Source organism: Reyranella sp., from assembly GCF_965279465.1.
Classification (GTDB): domain Bacteria; phylum Pseudomonadota; class Alphaproteobacteria; order Reyranellales; family Reyranellaceae; genus Reyranella.
Genome location: NZ_OZ257242.1, coordinates 2,181,459 through 2,196,944 on the forward strand (window position 1 = coordinate 2,181,459; position 15,486 = coordinate 2,196,944).

17 protein-coding genes are annotated in these 15,486 nt (G+C 64.2%); 4 read left to right on the forward strand and 13 right to left on the reverse strand.

All coding sequences use genetic code 11. The features are described 5' to 3' along the window. Positions 1-24 precede the first annotated feature (24 nt). Positions 25-492, reverse strand: a complete 468-nt coding sequence (locus ACQY8M_RS10595) for a hypothetical protein (RefSeq protein WP_428671641.1) — start codon at positions 490-492, stop codon at positions 25-27. A 639-nt stretch (positions 493-1,131) separates the two neighbouring features. Between ACQY8M_RS10595 and ACQY8M_RS10600 the strand changes: the two genes are divergently transcribed. Further along, positions 1,132-1,506, forward strand: coding sequence for an H-NS family nucleoid-associated regulatory protein (locus tag ACQY8M_RS10600; protein WP_428671643.1), 375 nt, complete (start codon positions 1,132-1,134; stop codon positions 1,504-1,506). Positions 1,507-1,677: 171 nt separating this feature from the next. Here ACQY8M_RS10600 and ACQY8M_RS10605 read toward each other — a convergent pair whose 3' ends face one another. From ACQY8M_RS10605 to ACQY8M_RS10655, 11 genes are read right to left on the reverse strand one after another with little or no spacing between them, the layout of a single operon-like run. Further along, the gene (locus ACQY8M_RS10605) at positions 1,678-2,382 is read right to left on the reverse strand and encodes a DUF1028 domain-containing protein (RefSeq protein ID WP_428671645.1); all 705 of its coding nucleotides are present in this window, start codon (positions 2,380-2,382) and stop codon (positions 1,678-1,680) included. A 1-nt stretch (position 2,383) separates the two neighbouring features. Continuing rightward, positions 2,384-3,088: a DUF1028 domain-containing protein gene (locus ACQY8M_RS10610; RefSeq protein ID WP_428671647.1), complete on the reverse strand. Its 705-nt coding sequence runs from the start codon at positions 3,086-3,088 to the stop codon at positions 2,384-2,386. Further along, positions 3,085-3,801: a DUF1028 domain-containing protein gene (locus ACQY8M_RS10615; RefSeq protein WP_428671649.1), complete on the reverse strand. Its 717-nt coding sequence runs from the start codon at positions 3,799-3,801 to the stop codon at positions 3,085-3,087. Before ACQY8M_RS10615 ends, ACQY8M_RS10610 begins: the two co-directional genes overlap by 4 nt. After that, positions 3,798-4,517, reverse strand: coding sequence for a DUF1028 domain-containing protein (locus tag ACQY8M_RS10620; protein WP_428671651.1), 720 nt, complete (start codon positions 4,515-4,517; stop codon positions 3,798-3,800). Before ACQY8M_RS10620 ends, ACQY8M_RS10615 begins: the two co-directional genes overlap by 4 nt. Next, positions 4,514-5,488 (reverse strand): ABC transporter ATP-binding protein, encoded by a 975-nt coding sequence (locus ACQY8M_RS10625; protein WP_428671653.1) that lies wholly within the window; start codon positions 5,486-5,488, stop codon positions 4,514-4,516. The genes ACQY8M_RS10620 and ACQY8M_RS10625 overlap by 4 nt, the downstream gene beginning before the upstream one ends. Beyond that, entirely contained in the window at positions 5,485-6,453 is a 969-nt protein-coding gene (locus ACQY8M_RS10630; protein WP_428671655.1) for an ABC transporter ATP-binding protein, read from the reverse strand. Before ACQY8M_RS10630 ends, ACQY8M_RS10625 begins: the two co-directional genes overlap by 4 nt. A 3-nt stretch (positions 6,454-6,456) precedes the next feature. Beyond that, entirely contained in the window at positions 6,457-7,359 is a 903-nt protein-coding gene (locus ACQY8M_RS10635) for an ABC transporter permease (protein WP_428671657.1), read from the reverse strand. Between the two features lie 2 nt (positions 7,360-7,361). After that, the gene (locus tag ACQY8M_RS10640) at positions 7,362-8,312 is read right to left on the reverse strand and encodes an ABC transporter permease (protein ID WP_428671659.1); all 951 of its coding nucleotides are present in this window, start codon (positions 8,310-8,312) and stop codon (positions 7,362-7,364) included. A 6-nt stretch (positions 8,313-8,318) separates the two neighbouring features. Beyond that, positions 8,319-9,887, reverse strand: coding sequence for an ABC transporter substrate-binding protein (locus ACQY8M_RS10645; RefSeq protein ID WP_428671661.1), 1,569 nt, complete (start codon positions 9,885-9,887; stop codon positions 8,319-8,321). A 15-nt stretch (positions 9,888-9,902) separates the two neighbouring features. Next, positions 9,903-10,931, reverse strand: coding sequence for a glutamate cyclase domain-containing protein (locus ACQY8M_RS10650; RefSeq protein ID WP_428671663.1), 1,029 nt, complete (start codon positions 10,929-10,931; stop codon positions 9,903-9,905). A 29-nt stretch (positions 10,932-10,960) separates the two neighbouring features. After that, positions 10,961-11,980 (reverse strand): glutamate cyclase domain-containing protein, encoded by a 1,020-nt coding sequence (locus ACQY8M_RS10655; protein WP_428671665.1) that lies wholly within the window; start codon positions 11,978-11,980, stop codon positions 10,961-10,963. A 121-nt stretch (positions 11,981-12,101) separates the two neighbouring features. Here ACQY8M_RS10655 and ACQY8M_RS10660 point away from each other — a divergent pair, with 121 nt between their 5' ends. Beyond that, positions 12,102-13,013: a LysR family transcriptional regulator gene (locus tag ACQY8M_RS10660; RefSeq protein WP_428671667.1), complete on the forward strand. Its 912-nt coding sequence runs from the start codon at positions 12,102-12,104 to the stop codon at positions 13,011-13,013. Here the strand turns inward: ACQY8M_RS10660 and ACQY8M_RS10665 are convergent. Further along, entirely contained in the window at positions 12,991-13,305 is a 315-nt protein-coding gene (locus ACQY8M_RS10665; protein WP_428671669.1) for a hypothetical protein, read from the reverse strand. The genes ACQY8M_RS10660 and ACQY8M_RS10665 overlap by 23 nt on opposite strands. Positions 13,306-13,393: 88 nt before the next feature. Here ACQY8M_RS10665 and ACQY8M_RS10670 point away from each other — a divergent pair, with 88 nt between their 5' ends. Together ACQY8M_RS10670 and ACQY8M_RS10675 are read left to right on the forward strand one after the other, a co-directional pair. Then, positions 13,394-14,122 (forward strand): esterase/lipase family protein, encoded by a 729-nt coding sequence (locus ACQY8M_RS10670; RefSeq protein WP_428671671.1) that lies wholly within the window; start codon positions 13,394-13,396, stop codon positions 14,120-14,122. 67 nt (positions 14,123-14,189) lie between these two features. After that, on the forward strand, positions 14,190-15,476 hold the full coding sequence (locus ACQY8M_RS10675; protein WP_428671673.1) for an alpha/beta hydrolase: 1,287 nt from the start codon (positions 14,190-14,192) through the stop codon (positions 15,474-15,476). The last annotated feature ends 10 nt before the right edge of the window (positions 15,477-15,486 follow it).

The following is a 15,486-nucleotide window of genomic DNA, read 5'->3' on the forward strand; positions in this document are numbered from 1 at the left end:
TGGAATCTGGCGGGTGCCGCCGGGTCAGTGGCCTCCTTTGGCAAGCTCGAGAAGGCGGCTCCTCGCGCTGTTGGCCAAAGCTCCCTGCACTTTTATCCATCGTGCGAGCGCTCGCTTCTGATCACCGTCGAGCTGATCTGACTCCTGTGGGCGGATCTCCCGGGCTGCCGAGCTCATCGCCAGGATGAGGCGCGGCAGTGCGCCATCGCTTCTCGATATGACCACCAGGAAATAGTTGAGGGACCTCGAACAGGCCTCGGGCAGGGTCGGCAACAGCTGGGCGCCGTCACAGTCGGCAAGAACGCGCGCCACGGCCTCCACCTCGTAGCGATAGGCCAGGTCGAGTTCCGATGTTGCCGCCTTCAACACGTCATCGTCGAAGAACATCCTGACGTTCTTGTTGGCGGCCCAGCGCGCCGGGGTCATCTCGGCCGCGACCTCTCCGGCGGATCCCACCAGTAGAGCGGAAACGAGCAGGACAAGGCGATTCATTCTACACCGGAAAGAGATGAGGTTGGGGACATTGCGGTTCGCATAACGGGCGTCACACCGTTGGTGCCGATCGATTCATCCAGACCAAATGGCGGCGTCAGCGAATGGCCGGAAACGGCCACAGTCGAGCGAGGCAGGCCTCCAGCAGCCCTCGTCGAAGGTCTCCAGCACAAGGGGAACACGGGTTTGAGTACATCCCAGGCAGACAAGGGCACCTTCGCGATAGCCTCACGGATACCTTACTGGCACTCGATCACGACGCGATTTAGATTCAGCCACCATGGAAGATGATCTCGAAGTGCTCATGTGGGCCACTCTTGAGCGCTGCGGGAGGACGTCCGAAGGCTACCGGCTGGACCCCCATCATCCGCTCATAGCACTGCTTATCAAGGAGAACATGCTGCGGCGGCGCAAGGCAGGTTTCATGGTCCTCACGGACAAGGGTCGGGCAATTCTCAAGCTGCGGCCGAAAGGAAGGGCAAAGCGCCCCGTACGCTCCTCCCGACGGCCTCGTGGGTCGAGCCCCCTGGCCCAACCTGCCAATGAATGACGCGATCACGCAACATGGAACTGGCCTATGGTGTGCGAATGCTCCGCGCTTTATCCTTCTGATTGGGGGCCTGCAGATTGGATGAGGGTATGCCTAGCACCAAGTCTCTGAAGGCGATCGAGCGAAGGATCAAGGAGCTTCAGGCCGAAGCTGCCGAAATCAGGCGAAAGGAGCAGGAAGGCGTAGAGCAGCTTCGTGCTGTCATCGAGAAGTACAAGCTGGGGCCTGCTCATTTCAAGATCGCCATGAGCGCCATCGGGTCCCAACACAGTACGCGCGCCCGCAGCAAACCGAAGGCGACGCCAAAATACCGTAGTCCGGACAATGAAGCGGCTGTTTGGTCCGGCCGCGGCCGGAGGCCGGGCTGGTTGGTTGCAGCGCTCAACGACGGCAGGACTATCGATGAATTCATTGTCCGAGAGGGGCAGGAAGAGCAGTCCAAGACTTCTTCGGCCGTGAATTAGCTGGCCACGCGTCACGAATTGGTTCTTTCGAGAATGTCCCGAGCTGCCATCCCGACTCTCTCGATGGCTTCACGGGACCAAGCCCAACGGGGTGCGTTCCCCAAAGATACCGAGAAGGCTTGCTGCGGAGCCAGGCTGGCGGCAGAGGAGCCGACACCGAGCGTCGAGATTTCACTGACGCTTGGCCAGCGTGGCAACGAACTCTCCCTGCGACATGGCAAGATCAGGCCGATAGCCGCGCTCGCGATAGAAGCGTTCATAGAGCTTGAACTCCTCCAATACGCGTCGCAGCTCGCTGACCGCCTCGGGATGGAGGTCGACGCGCACGTCGATATCCGGATGGTCGGGCTCGGAGACGACGCAGATCGCCGCTGAGCGCTCCGGTAGAGGACCATCCTTGCCGACCTGGCCGCCGGCGTCGCGGCCGCCTTCGAGGGCGGCCAGCAGCCGGAACTCGAGCTCATCCTCCGGATCGGTGACGAAGCCCTCCACGATCCCCTCGATCACTTGTGGGCCAGCTAGCACGTTGCCGAAAGCTACGAAGCCGTCGCCGACATGGTGTCCGGCCCATGGCCGCGGACCGCTGCCGGTATGCGCGCAGGCATTGCCCTCGCGGTCGATGATGGCGATCTGCCGGAATTCGTGCTCGGGATCGTTGGCCTCTAGCGATTTCATGACAGCGGCCGGGCTCAGGCCCTGTTCCAGCATCTGCAGCGCGAGCAGGTCGCTGCCCCGGTTGATGTAGGCCTGAGTCTTGCAGATGCCGACGCCATGGCGGATGCCCTCGCAGCGGCCGCCCGCGGCAATGGAAAAGGTCGCGATGCCGAGGCCCAGGCGGCGCGTCTTTGGGCAGCGGGCGATGATCGAGAAGGTCATGTCAACTCGCCCTCTGAAGGGTCGCCATGAAGGCCTCTTGAGAGGGCGCACCGCGCGGATGCTCGCCGCGCTGCCGGTAATAGCCCTCGTACTGCTTGTACTCGGCATAGATCCGGCGCATCTCGTCCACGGCTTTCTCGTGCAGATCGACGCGCAGGTCGATGTCCGGATAGGGATCGCGCGAATAGACCAGCAGGGCAGCGGATCGCTCGGTCTTGTGCTCCGTGGCGGTGCCCTGGCCACCGGCATCGCGGCCGGCTTCAATGCCCATCAGCAGGCGATGCTCGAGGTCGGCGTCGGGCTCGGCGAGGAAGCCTTTGGCGATTGCCTCGACTACAGGCTGGCCGACCAGGCCATTGCCGGTGGCGACATGATTCTCGCCCGCGACCTCGCCGCACCAGCCGCGTACGCCCGGGCCGGTGTAGGCGGCGGAGGCGCCGGTCCGGTCGATCACGCCGATCTGGCGATAGGTATAGAACGCGTCATTGGTCTTGAGATGCTCCAGCGTCGCTTTCGCGCTGAAGCCCTGGTCGAGCAGGCGCAACGCGATCTGGTTGTTGTTCTCGTTGGGGAAGGCCTGGCTAATCACCACACCGACCATGGGGCGGACGCTGCGCGCGTAGCGCCCGACCGTGATCGAGAATGTGGCGATGCCGATGCCGAGCCTTCCGGTGCGCGCGCAGCGTCCGAGGATCGTGTAGGTCATGCGCGCACCCTCCGCCTGGCGTCGAGCTCCTTGACGAACACATCCTGCGGGATCGCCTTGCTCGGGTCGGTATCGCGGCCGCGATAGAAATCCTCATAGAGCTTGAATTCCTCGAGCACGCGGCGCAGCTCGGTGACGGCCGTCGGATGGACGTCGACCCGGACATCGACGTCGGGATAGTCGCGGCGGTCGACGACCTTGATCGCGGCCGACCGCTCGGGACGATGGGCATCCGGCGTGCCCTGGCCGCCTGCGTCGCGGCCGCCTTCGATGGCGCGCATCAGCCGGTACTCCAGGGCGTCGACGGGATTTTCCAGGAAGCCCGCGATCATGCCGTCGAGCACCTGCGGGCCGACGAGACCGTTGCCGAAGGCAACGCAGTCCTTGCCTTCCTTGTGGCCGGCCCATCCCCGGCAGCCTGGGCCGGTATGGGCGGCGATGTGGCCGTCGCGATCCATGATCGCGATCTGGCGATAGTCGTGCTCGGTATCGTTGATCGCGAACATCTCCATCACGCGCCGGGGCAGGTAGCCCTGCGCGAGAAGCTTGATGCCAAGCGGGTCGTTGGTCCGGTTCGGGAAGGCCTGCGTCTTGCAGACACCGATATTGGCCGCCACGCCCTCGCAGCGTCCACCGACGGCGAGTGAATAGGTCGTGATGCCCAGGCCCAGCCGGCCGGTGCGCGCGCAGCGCCCGATGAGGGAGAAAGTCATTGAGCGGCCTCCTGCTGCTTCTTCTCGAGCTCGGCGACGAATTGATACTGCGGGACGGCGTCCTTGGGGTTCTTGCTGCGCTCCCTGTAATACGTGCGGTAAGGGTCGTATTCCTCGAAGGCGCGGCGAAGTTCCGCGACGGCGGTGTCGTGCAGGTCGACCCGCAGGTCGATCTCGGCATGGTCATAGTCGCCATAAACCATCAGCGCGGCCGAACGTTCGGGCAGATGACCGTCGACGCCGGACTGTCCGCCGGCATCGCGGCCCGCCTCGATCGCCGCCAGCAGGCGCCGCTCGAAGGAGAGCGCCGCCGCCGCTTCATAAGCTTTGGCCATGGCCGTGATTGTCCTCTCGCCGGTGAGGACATTGCCCATCGCGATGTAGCCGTCGCCGACCTGGTGACCGGCCCAGCCGCGGTTCTTGGCGCCGGTCGATGCAGCGACCCTGCCGTTGCGATCGATCACCGCGATCTGCCGGTACTCGTGGTTCGGATCGTTCGCCTTGAGGTCGTCGAGCACGCGCTGCGGCGTGTAACCCTGCGCCAGCAGCCGCAGCGCCAGGGTGTTGTTGCCCTGGTTGACGAAGGCCTGGCTCATGGTGGCGCCGACATTGCCGCGCAAACCGTTGCAGTAGAGGCCGACGCAGATCGAATAGGTGGCGATGCCGATCCCGACCTGACCGGTCTTCGGACATCTGGCAAGCAAGGTGAATGTCATGAATTTCCTCCGGTGATTGTTTCTGAAAGGCGGATGCAATGTGCCCAATGATCCGGGCCAAGCGCATGGCGTGGCGGCTCGACACCGGCGCAGGCCGGCATCGCGACGGGACACCGGGTGCGGAAGCGGCAGCCGGAGGGCGGGTCGGCAGGGTTTGGCAGATCGCCCACGAGAATCGTGCGACGGCGTTGCGCCTCGAGATCGGGATCCGGCAATGGCACCGCCGACATCAGCGCCTTGGTATAGGGGTGGGCCGGGGCGGCATAGATCGCCTCCTTGGTCGCCATCTCGGCGATCTTGCCGAGGTACATGACGGCGACCCGGTCGCTCATGTGGCGCACGATGCTGAGATCGTGGCTGATGAAAATGTAGGTGAGATGCAGTTGCTCCTGCAGGTCTTGCAGCAGGTTGACGATCTGCGCCTGGATCGACACATCGAGCGCCGACACCGGCTCGTCACAGACGATCAGTTCGGGTTCGACGGCAAGCGCGCGGCAGATCGCGACCCGCTGCGCCTGGCCGCCGCTCAGCTCGTGCGGGTACCGTTCCGCGAGATGGCTGGCGAGCCCCACCATGTCGAGCAGCTCGCGGATGCGGCCGCGCCGCGCCCGTCCGGTATAGAGGTTGTGGATGTCGAGCGCCTCGCCGACCAGGTCGCCGATCGGCAGGCGCGGATTGAGGCTGGCGTGGGCATCCTGGAAGATCAGCTGCAGCTTGCGGCGCAGCCGCCGCATCTCGCGCGGCGACTGCTTGCAGAGATCGGTGCCGCCGTACAGCACCTTGCCGCCGGTCGGCTTGATGAGCTGCAGGATGGCGTAGCCGGTCGTGGATTTCCCGCAGCCCGATTCGCCCACCAGTCCGAGCGTCTGGCCGCGTTCGACGGAAAATGACAGGCCGTCGACAGCTCTCACCGTGCTGCCAGGCGTCTTGAAGTGGACGCGCAGGTCCTCGACTTGGAGCAACGGGCTCATGTGCCGAGCTCCGCGAGGCAGACGGCCGTGTGACCAGGCCCGAAGGAGCGCCGCTCGGGCGGGCGTTGCCGGCACGCCTCGATTGAGACCCGGCAGCGCGGCAGGAACGGGCAGAGCGTCTGCGGTTCGGCCAGGTTGGGCGGCAGGCCCTCGATCGGCGTCAGGCGCTTCTGCATGCCGTCGACCCGCGGCGTCGAGCCCATGAGACCGAGCGTGTAGCCGTGACGCGGATGCTTGAACAGGTCGCGGATCGGCGACGTCTCGACGACGCGGCCGGCATACATGACGTTCACCCGGTCGCACAGGCCAGCCACGACGCCAAGATCGTGGCTGATCCAGATCACCGACGTGCCGCGCTCGCGCGTCAGCTGCTTCACCAGCTCGACGATCTGCGCCTGGATGGTGACGTCGAGGGCAGTGGTCGCCTCGTCGGCGATCAGCAGGCGCGGATTGCAGGACAGCGCGATGGCGATCATCACCCTCTGGCGCATGCCGCCGGAGAATTGATGCGGATAGGCCGCGAGGCGCTTCTCGGCCATCGGAATGCCGACCATCTCCAGCAACTCGATGGCGCGCCGGCGCGCGGCCGTGCCATCCATTTTCTGGTGCCGGCGCAGCACCTCGGTGAGCTGGCGGCCGATCGTCAGCACCGGATTGAGCGAGCGCATCGGATCCTGGAAGATCATGGCCATGCTCGAGCCGCGGATCTCGCGCATCTGCGCCTCGGATAGCGCCAGGATCTCCGTGCCGTCGAAGGTCAGGCTGTCGGCGGCGATCCGGCCGGGCGGCTCGGGCACCAGGCGCATGACCGACAGGGCCGTTACGCTCTTGCCGCTGCCGCTCTCACCCACCAATCCGAGGATCTCGCCCTCGGCAAGGTCGAACGAGACTCCGTCGACCGCCCGGACCTCGCCGCGATCGGTCGCGAAGCGGGTCCGCAGGTTGCGGGCGCTGAGCAGGGACATGGCTCAGCCTTCTCCGGAAACGCGGCGCCGCGTGCGCCAGGAGCGGGGATCGAGCGCGTCGCGCAGGCCGTCGCCCATGAAGTTGATGCCGAGCACGCAGAGCGCGATCATCGCGGTCGGCGCGATGAACATCCACGGCGCGTCGCCCAGATAGCGCCGCGCCTCGCTCATGTCTCGGCCCCAGCTCGGGTTGGGCGGCTGAGTGCCGAAGCCCAGAAAGGAGAGCGACGCCTCGGCGACGACCGCGGCGGAAAAGACCACCGTGAGCTGCACGACGATGGGCGAGATCATGTTGCGCAGCACGTGGGAAAGAACGATGCGGACCGGCGCTGCGCCGAGCGCGCGGGCGGCGGTGACATAGACCTCCTCGCGAACGGCGAGGGTGCTGCCGCGCACCATGCGCGCCAGGATCGGCGCCTGCACCAGCCCCAGCGCGAGCATGACGTTCTGGATGTCGGGCCCCAGCAGGCCGACGAGCGCAACCGCGAGCAGGAGCGGCGGAAAGGTCAGGAAGGCATCGACCAGCCGCATCATCAGATTGTCGACGCTGCCGCCGAAATAACCCGAAGCCAGACCGAGCGGCACACCGAAGGCAAAGGCAAAGCCTACCACCAGCAAGCCGACCGACAGCGACGTGCGAGCCCCGTAGAGCATGCGCGAGAAGATGTCGCGGCCGAAATGGTCGGTGCCCATCAGGTGCTCGAGCGAGGGCGGCTTGAGCTTCAGCGACAGCTTGATCTGAATCGGGTCGTAGGGCGCGATCAGCGGCGCGAAGATCGCGGCAAGGCAGATCAGCAGCAGGAAGACGGCGCCCACGATGGCAGCCCGGTTGCGCGGGAACTGCCGTGCCGCCAGGACCAGCGAGCCGCGGAACTGAAAGGGGAGGGATTGCGTCGTCTCGGCCACGATCAGTACCGGATGCGCGGGTCGATCAGGGAATAGAGCATGTCGGCGACGATGTTCGTCGCCAGGAAGAACATCGCGATCACCAGGGTGAAGCCCTGGATCACGGGAAAGTCGCGGTTGATGACGGCATTCAGCACCGCCGAGCCCATGCCCGGAACCGCGAAGATGTACTCGATCGTGACCTGGACGCCGATCATGTAGCCGAACTGCACGGCGGCCATGGTCACGAAGGGGATCATGGCGTTCTTCAACGCGTGGACGATGACGATGGTGGAAGGGAGCAGGCCCTTGGCGCGCGCGGTTCGCATGTAATCCTGCGAAAGCACGTCGATCATGCTCGAGCGCAGGAGACGGGTGAGCATTGCGGTCTGCAACGTACCGAGCGCAATGGCAGGAATGATGAACGGGCTGATATGCTTCCAGAAGCCACCCGCCGCTGCCTCCGCCGAGCCGATGCCCGTGATCGGCAGCCAGTCGAGCTTGATCGAGAACACGTAGATCAGGATCAGCGCCAGCCCGAAGTTCGGTACCGCGAAGCCCAGCACGGTGTAGCCGGTGCAGAGATAGTCGATCCAGGTGTTGCGCCGGAGCGCCGCGATCACGCCGAGCGGGATCGAAACCAGCAGCGCGAACACCATCCCGGCGGCGGCGAGTTGCAGGCTCACCGGCAGGCGTTCGCCGATCAGGCCGGTCACCCGGTCGTTGAGGCGCATCGAACGGCCGAGGTCGCCGGTGACGACCTTGGCGATCCACAGCCCGTACTGGACGGGCAGCGGCTCATCGAGGTTGAACTCCGCCCGCATCGCCGCCACCGCTGCCGGCGAAGTCTGCATGCCGAGCATGATCTGCACCGGATCGCCCGGCGTCGCGCGCGTGATGAGGAACGTCATCAGCGACACGACGAGGAGGACCAGCGGGACCTGGATCAGACGGCGTCCGAGGTAGGTCCACATCGGCCGTCAGGACCAGGAAACGGTGTCGAGCTTCTCGGTATATTCCAGTGGCGCCGGCACGAAACCGACGAGCTTCTTGTCGTAGACCTGAATGTTGTTCGTGTTGCAGTGATAGATCATCGGACATTCTTCCAGCGTCAGGTCGACGACGTTCTTGTAGATCGTCTCGCGCTTGCCCTGATCGAGCTCCATTCGCCCGCCGTCGAGCAGGGCATCCATCGCCGGGTTGCTGTATCCGGATATCGAGCCCTTGCTGTTGAGGAACCACCACGACGTCGCATCGGGATCGGGGGCGACCAGCGTGATGTCCTCGAGAACCTGGTCGAAGCGGTTGTTGAGCCAGAGATTGTTGTATCCGCCCATGTCCAGGTTACGGATCTTGTAGGTGATGCCGATCTGGCTCACCATCGCGGCGACCAGCTCAAGCTCCTTGCGCAGCCAGTCCTTGTCGGAGGTGATCACCTCGACCTCGTATCCCTTGACGCCCGCCTGCGCCATGAGCTCCTGGGCCTTCTTGAGGTCGCCGTTCTTCGGATACTTCATCATCGGCTTGCGATGGCCGAGATAGCCGGCCGGGATCTGGTTGTCGGTAGCCAGCGCCTCGCCGTAGTAGATCTCGTTGACGATCGCCTCGCGGTCGATGGCGTAGGAGATCGCCTGGCGCACCGCTTTCTTCTGGTAGGCCGCGTCCGGCTTGGTCTTCAGATTGAACTGCTGGTAGTCCCATTCCCAGCCCGGCGTCGACTGAACGGTGAACTTGCCGTCCTTGCGCAGCGCCTTGAGGTCCTTGGGATCGGGGTGGGTGACGAAATCCAGCTCGCCCTTCTGAAGCGCCTGCAGGCGCGTCGTCGAATCGGGAATGGAGCGGTAGACGACCCGATCGAGCTTGGGCAGGCCGGGCTGCCAGTAGTCGGGATTCCTGGCGAGGACGATCTCTGTTCCGCGCTTGCTCTCGATCTGGAAGGGGCCGGTGCCGATCGGCATGGCGCTGTAGGCATCATTGCCCATCTCCTTGTGCGCCTTCTGGCAGATGGTCAATCCGCCATAGCCCAGGGTGACGCCGGGGAAGGCGCCGAAAGGTTGCTTGGTCTTGAATTCGACCACGTACTTGCCGTCGGCCTTCACGGTGTCGATCGGGAAGAGCGCCGTGCCGACCTGGAAGCTCTTCGATTCGAGGTGGTAGTTGATCGTGTAGGCGACGTCGTCGGACGTGAATTCGCCGAAGCCCTTGTGCCACTTCACGCCCTCGCGCAGCTTGACGCGCCAGACGAGGGGTGACGGGTTCGCCCACTCCAGGGCGAGCATCGGCACCATGGAATGCTTGGCAAAGTCGATCTTCAGCAACAGGTCGAAGATGTTGTAGACGACCAGCCCGCCCTGGATGTCGTAGCGGATGACCGGGCTGAGATTGCCGAACTCGCCGCCGAAGACGCCGACCCGCAGATCGCGTTTGCCCTGCGCGATGGCAGGCGCCCGGCCGGTGCCGAGCAGAAGGCCCGTGCCGAGGGCACCCGAGCCAAAGCCGCGGCGCGTGATGCCTCCTCGGCTGCCTGATGGTCCGATAATCCTGCTCATCGCGCTCTCCCCTCGTCAGAAGCCCCGGTCGAATTCTTTCAGTCCGTTCTCGATGATCTGATGCAGCGTCGTGATGAGGGCGGCCTGCATCCTGTCCGACGTCCCATCGACGTAGGGGATGAGACGCGAATAGGCGCCGTCCATCGCGCCGCCCGCCACGCTCGCGTGGACGATGCGCAGTTCTGTCGCCTCGTCGTGCAGCACTTCGCGGTCACCAAGGAGACCCGCCAGCGCCGCCGTAATCCCGTAGGCGCCCCAGTTCGAGACCGCCGCGAACACCAGCACGTCGCACTCAGTGACCGTGCCGACGCCGCCGTGGCAGGGGCAGCCGCAATCCTTGCCGAAGGGCTGGATGGTCGCGACGGCTTCCTTGATGAGGCCGCAGCCGATCTCGTTGCCGCCGTCGGCGACTCCGACCGTTGGAATGCCGGCTGCTTTCGCCTGTTCGGCCAGGTGATAGGCGCTGGCGATCTTGTCCGGGGTGCGCGGCGTTCCCATGATCGAGTGATAGACGCCCTTGGTGTTGGGGCCGACTTTCTCGATGAAGACCATCGCCGCAGGCTTGTACTTCTTGATGAGCTGCTCGGCGGCTTTCTTGCCGGCGGCGTCGCCGAGCGGGAAGTTGATCGACATGGCGCAGGAACGGCGCTGCTTGAACAGCTCCTCGTCGACGACGGCAATGCCGGCCGCCTCGGTGGACTTGATGACCGCCGGCATGTTGCGCTCCTCGCTGATGAGGATGGGCTTGCCGCCGAGACCGAATTCGATGGCGCGCGCGATCGCCGCCGCGCCAGGCGGGCCATCGGTCTCGCCTGCGGGCAGACCCGGCGGCGTGCCGGCGCCGGTGACGACGAATACGTTCTGGCCGGGCTTGATCGACTCCTTGAGGAGCTTGGCGGCGAGCCAGGTCAGCGGCTTCTTCTGCTTCTTGCGGGCCGCCTCGTAGAGCGGATAGGTCACGCCACGCGGCAAGCCGGCGCGAAACCGCATCTCGATGTTGACCGCGCGGTCGATCGAATCGCCGACGATTTCGTCGATAGCCATTGAACCACTACCTCCCGGGACGCTCATGGTCAGTGCGTGAGCCCGGCATCGGCCGGCTCGAGGTTCTTGCGCACGATGTTGGACAGGAACTGCATGCAGGCCATCGAGGTCTCGCCGTCGAGGCCGTCGACCATGAACTCGGTCGTGCAGTACATCGCCTCCAGCCCGCCGGCGTCGAGGCAGGCCTGGACGATGCGCTTCTCCATCTCCGGCGAATGGATGAGCTGCGGCTTCTTCAGGAGGTAGGCGAGGCAGGCTTCGATACCGTAGCAACCCCAGTTCGACATCATCGCCGGGATGACGACATCGGTCTTGACCACGGTCGCCATCTGGTCGCCCTTCGGCATGGTCTTCACGACGGTGTCGTAGATCGTGCCGAAGCCCAGCTCATTGCCGTGGTCGCCGATGCCGACCGAGAAGATGCCGCGCCTGTTGGCCTCGGTGACGACTTCGCCGATATCGATGCAGCCTTGGAACTTCGCGTCCGGCCCGGTAAGCGGCAACGCGGTCGCGCTGTGAACGATGCCGTTGGCGCCGGCGCCCAGCCGCTCGGCGGCGACGACCGCCTTGGGCTTGTACTTGGCGTAAATCTCGTGGACCCAGGCCGGGATCCTGGACTGATCCGTCGGCGCATTCTCGATGGCCGCCCCGAGGTGGCGGTCGCGCGCCTGCTCGAACGGCTTCACCATGAGGTGCGCCGCCTCGCTCGAGGCGATGATGGGGTCGGCGTGGCAGGCCTCGTTTACGTAGACGGGCACCGCGCCCAGGCCGCGGTAGAGGATGCGCGCCAGCGACGCGGCGCCCGGCGGGCCATCGCTTTCACCCTTTGGCATTGTGGGTTCGTAGCCTGCGCCGGTCATGATGAAGACGACGTCGCCCTTGCCGAGCGCCTTCATCAGGCCCTCCGCGGCGGTCATGGTCACCGGCTTGTTGCCGGCCGCCTTGCGCGCGGCATCGTACATCGGCTGCAGGATACCGTGCGGCATGCCATGGTTCTTCGCCTCGATGGTGATGAGTTTGTCGACGGCCTCACCAACGTAGTCGATCATGATCCATTCCTCTCGGTTCGGGCGTGACGGATTGGGCGCTGCGGGAAGCGATCGCACAAGTGCAATTTTGGCGTTGAAGTGATGCCGAATCGGCATCAGCCTCCTTGGGGAGGTTCCGACCATGATCAATGCCGGCTTACGCTATTTTGCGGCGGTGGCGCGCCACGGATCGATTCGCGAGGCGGCAGAGGAATTGCATGTCGCTCAATCCGCGCTCAGCCGGCAGATACAGAAGCTCGAGGAGGAACTGGGCGCTCCTTTGTTCCAGCGTCATGCGCGCGGTGTCGAGCTGACCTCCGCCGGGGAAATTCTCCTGGGCTTTGCGCAGACGATCCTGCGCCAGGTGGAAAAGGTGCGGTCGGAGGTCGACGCTCTCAAGGGATTGCGACGCGGCAGCGTGCACATCTTTGCCATCGAGTCGCTGGTGCCTCACCTGCTGCCGCAGGTGATTGCGCGATTCAGCCGTCGTTATCCCGGGATCAACTTCGTGATTTCCATCGACGGCTCGGATCGCGTGGTCGCCGCCGTACGGGAAGGCCGTGCCGATATCGGTTTCACCTACTACGCCCCACCGGATCCCGAGCTGGCGATGGTATTCAAGGTGCGGGCACCGCTCATCGCCGCGATGTCGGCGCAACATCCGTTGGCAGGGAAGAGCAAGGTTTCGCTGGCGGAATGTGCGGCATATCCGATCGCCGCCCCGATGCCGAATACAGGCAGTCGCATCGTGATCGACATGGCCTGCAAGGCCAGTGGCGTGCATCTCAAGCCAAAGCTCGAGTCCAACTCGGTCCCGCTCCGTCTCGAATTTCTACACACGGGCAACGGCATCACCTTCATTCCCCGCATCTCCATCTGGGGCAAGCTGCGAGCGGGGGAGCTGGTCGCGGTTCCGATTCGGGAGCGTGTTGCCAACACCTCGACTATCGACGCGGTGACGCATGTGTCCCGCCACTTGCCCTTGGCGGCCGAAGAATTCCTGCGCGCCGTTCAAGGCGAGTTGCAGTCGCTCAGGAGTTCGGAGGCGGCATGATCGCCCGAGGAGCGTTGAACGATTTACACCAGACGAGTTGCGCTCTGCGCCGGAAGTCGGTGGACTGCCGCGCCCCAGGGTTGCAGCCGTCTTCCCAGCCCTTCCAGCTCTCGATGATCCTGCGCGGCAAAGAATGCCCCATCGTACCAATGAATGTGGCTGACGAATGCATCACTCGCCGCGTTGACGTTCTGACGATGATGCCGTTGCCTCCGCCAAGGTCGATCAAGCTCCACAGACGGCTTTTCCAGCGGCCTTCGTCGCTTTCCTCATGGTCGTTCTCTTCGCCCATCACCTGTCATTGCCGATCTGCACGTGGCATTGGCTGGGAGATCCGCCGATCCTTGAGGGCCGCGACGAATTCAGGCTAACTGCTCCGCATGCGTTTCGCTGTGCTGCTCCTCTTTATCCTCCTTGCGTCGCCCGCGTTCGCACGGGATTGCGTCGTCCTTCTTCATGGGCTGGGGCGGACGGACGCGTCCTTCACTGTCATGGAGGAGACGCTGACGGCTTTCGACTTCAACGTCGTCAGCGAAACCTATCCTTCGACCGTTGCGCCGATCGAGGAGCTGGTTAGCCATGTCGGCGAATCGGTCGCCAGATGCGGCGAAGTCGATAGCGTACATTTCGTCACTCACTCGATGGGCGGCATCCTGTTGAGGGCGTGGTTGCTTAAGAGCCGCCCGCCAAACCTGGGTCGCGTCGTCATGCTGGGGCCGCCCAACCAGGGATCGGAAACCGTCGACACATTCGGCGACCTTCAGCTCTTCGAGTTCCTGACTGGTCCCGCCGGCATGCAACTCGGCACAGGCCCAGCCAGCCTGCCCAAAAGACTTGCCCGCGCCGACTTCGAGGTCGGCATCATCGCGGGCGACCGGTCCGTCAATCCCATCCTGTCGACCGCATTCAAGGGGCCGAACGACGGCAAAGTCTCGGTGGAAAGCACAAAGCTCGAAGGCATGCGCGATCATATCGTCCTGCATACGACCCACACCTTCATGATGAACAATCCGCTGGTGATCGCGCAGGTTCTGCACTTCATCCGTAACGGACATTTCGATCATCAGTTGACGCTCCGTGACCTGTTCCGCCGGATCACCGGTAATTGAAGTCTGCTGTCTTCAGCGCAGGGCCAGCTCCGCCGTGGACTCCTGCCTTTGACCGATCGAGAAGATAATGCGCCGCTACATCGTCATCTTCAGCCTGATCGCCGTCAGCGCCATCGTCGGGATCTCGTTCTATCAGCCGCCGATGCGGCTGATGCCGGCACCTGCGCTGTTCCTCAACGGACAGACGAACACATTTTCTGACGCACCGGAGACGACCGACCCGCAAATTTCCCTGTTTTACGCGACCAACCGCCTGCCTATCGGTCCGCGCGACAACAGGATTTACACCGTGGTGCCCGGCCGCGACCTCAATCTCGGCGTGGCGACCATCAGGATTGGCAACGAGACGACGACCTGGGAACGAATCTACGAATGGTCGACTGGGGCGAGCGACGACCGGCGGCCGTTTCTCCATCTCGAGAACATGGCCGAGCAGGCTTCGCTGGCGGACACCAATCCATTGCCGGAAGAAGCTTCGGCATGGTTCGCTCAAATCAACGATGCCTTGGCCCATAGCCGCAACAAGGACATCATCGTCTACGTCCACGGTGCCAATACGACAGTGGAACGCGCCGCCGGGCAGGCGGCGCAGCTCCACCATTTCACCGGACGCGATACCGTCGTCGTGCTCTTCGTCTGGCCGACGGCGGAAAACTTCCTACGCTACACCCGCGACATGATCACGTCCCTGGGGGCGGCTCCGCATCTCGCAACGCTCATCGAGTTGCTCGCTAAAAACACCTCGGCCGAGAAGATCGACGTCCTGACCTACAGTGCGGGCGCGACCGTCGGCAGCAACGGGCTGGCATTGGTCGGCGCAAAGGCCAGGGACCAGGGGCCAGAGGGCTTTCGTCTAGGCGAGATCTACCATGCGGCGCCTGATGCCGACTTCCGGAGCTTTGTCGACGACATGCGCGTCTACGCCGGTCAGGTTCGGCGAATAACGGTCGGGGTGAACCTGTCGGACGCGGCGCTCCGTTTGTCGCAATTCGTCAACCGGGCGTCGCGTGCCGGCCGGCCCGACATGGCGGAGCTCGATACCGAGGCGACGGACTGGTTGCTGGGGGCCGCCGCAGACTACGGCCTCAATGTCGTGCGGGTCCGGCCGGAGGGCATTCCCGGCCTATCCCGGGGCTCGCACACGTTCTGGTACGACGATCCCTGGGTCAGCAGCGATGTCCTGCTCACTCTTTTCTGGCATCTGCGCCCTGGCGACCGGGGCCTGGTCGAAGGAAATTCCCGATCCGGGACTCCCTACTGGTCGTTTCCGCCGGACTATCGAAACCGACTTGCGGCCGTTCTGGCCCGATTGCAGGGAGAAAAGCCGCGAGTTCCCTCGGAAGCGGTGAAATGAAGAACCTGAT

Bases quoted from the DNA above. Each gene is read 5' to 3' on its own strand.
- ACQY8M_RS10620 (WP_428671651.1), bottom strand. From the start codon at position 4,517: ATGACATTCACCTTGCTTGCCAGATGTCCGAAGACCGGTCAGGTCGGG.
- ACQY8M_RS10600 (WP_428671643.1), top strand. From the start codon at position 1,132: ATGCCTAGCACCAAGTCTCTGAAGGCGATCGAGCGAAGGATCAAGGAG.
- ACQY8M_RS10625 (WP_428671653.1), bottom strand. From the start codon at position 5,488: ATGAGCCCGTTGCTCCAAGTCGAGGACCTGCGCGTCCACTTCAAGACG.
- ACQY8M_RS10670 (WP_428671671.1), top strand. From the start codon at position 13,394: ATGCGTTTCGCTGTGCTGCTCCTCTTTATCCTCCTTGCGTCGCCCGCG.
- ACQY8M_RS10665 (WP_428671669.1), bottom strand. From the start codon at position 13,305: ATGGGCGAAGAGAACGACCATGAGGAAAGCGACGAAGGCCGCTGGAAA.
- ACQY8M_RS10660 (WP_428671667.1), top strand. From the start codon at position 12,102: ATGATCAATGCCGGCTTACGCTATTTTGCGGCGGTGGCGCGCCACGGA.
- ACQY8M_RS10640 (WP_428671659.1), bottom strand. From the start codon at position 8,312: ATGTGGACCTACCTCGGACGCCGTCTGATCCAGGTCCCGCTGGTCCTC.
- ACQY8M_RS10645 (WP_428671661.1), bottom strand. From the start codon at position 9,887: ATGAGCAGGATTATCGGACCATCAGGCAGCCGAGGAGGCATCACGCGC.
- ACQY8M_RS10610 (WP_428671647.1), bottom strand. From the start codon at position 3,088: ATGACCTACACGATCCTCGGACGCTGCGCGCGCACCGGAAGGCTCGGC.
- ACQY8M_RS10655 (WP_428671665.1), bottom strand. From the start codon at position 11,980: ATGATCGACTACGTTGGTGAGGCCGTCGACAAACTCATCACCATCGAG.
- ACQY8M_RS10675 (WP_428671673.1), top strand. From the start codon at position 14,190: ATGCGCCGCTACATCGTCATCTTCAGCCTGATCGCCGTCAGCGCCATC.
- ACQY8M_RS10605 (WP_428671645.1), bottom strand. From the start codon at position 2,382: ATGACCTTCTCGATCATCGCCCGCTGCCCAAAGACGCGCCGCCTGGGC.
- ACQY8M_RS10650 (WP_428671663.1), bottom strand. From the start codon at position 10,931: ATGGCTATCGACGAAATCGTCGGCGATTCGATCGACCGCGCGGTCAAC.
- ACQY8M_RS10595 (WP_428671641.1), bottom strand. From the start codon at position 492: ATGAATCGCCTTGTCCTGCTCGTTTCCGCTCTACTGGTGGGATCCGCC.
- ACQY8M_RS10630 (WP_428671655.1), bottom strand. From the start codon at position 6,453: ATGTCCCTGCTCAGCGCCCGCAACCTGCGGACCCGCTTCGCGACCGAT.
- ACQY8M_RS10615 (WP_428671649.1), bottom strand. From the start codon at position 3,801: ATGACTTTCTCCCTCATCGGGCGCTGCGCGCGCACCGGCCGGCTGGGC.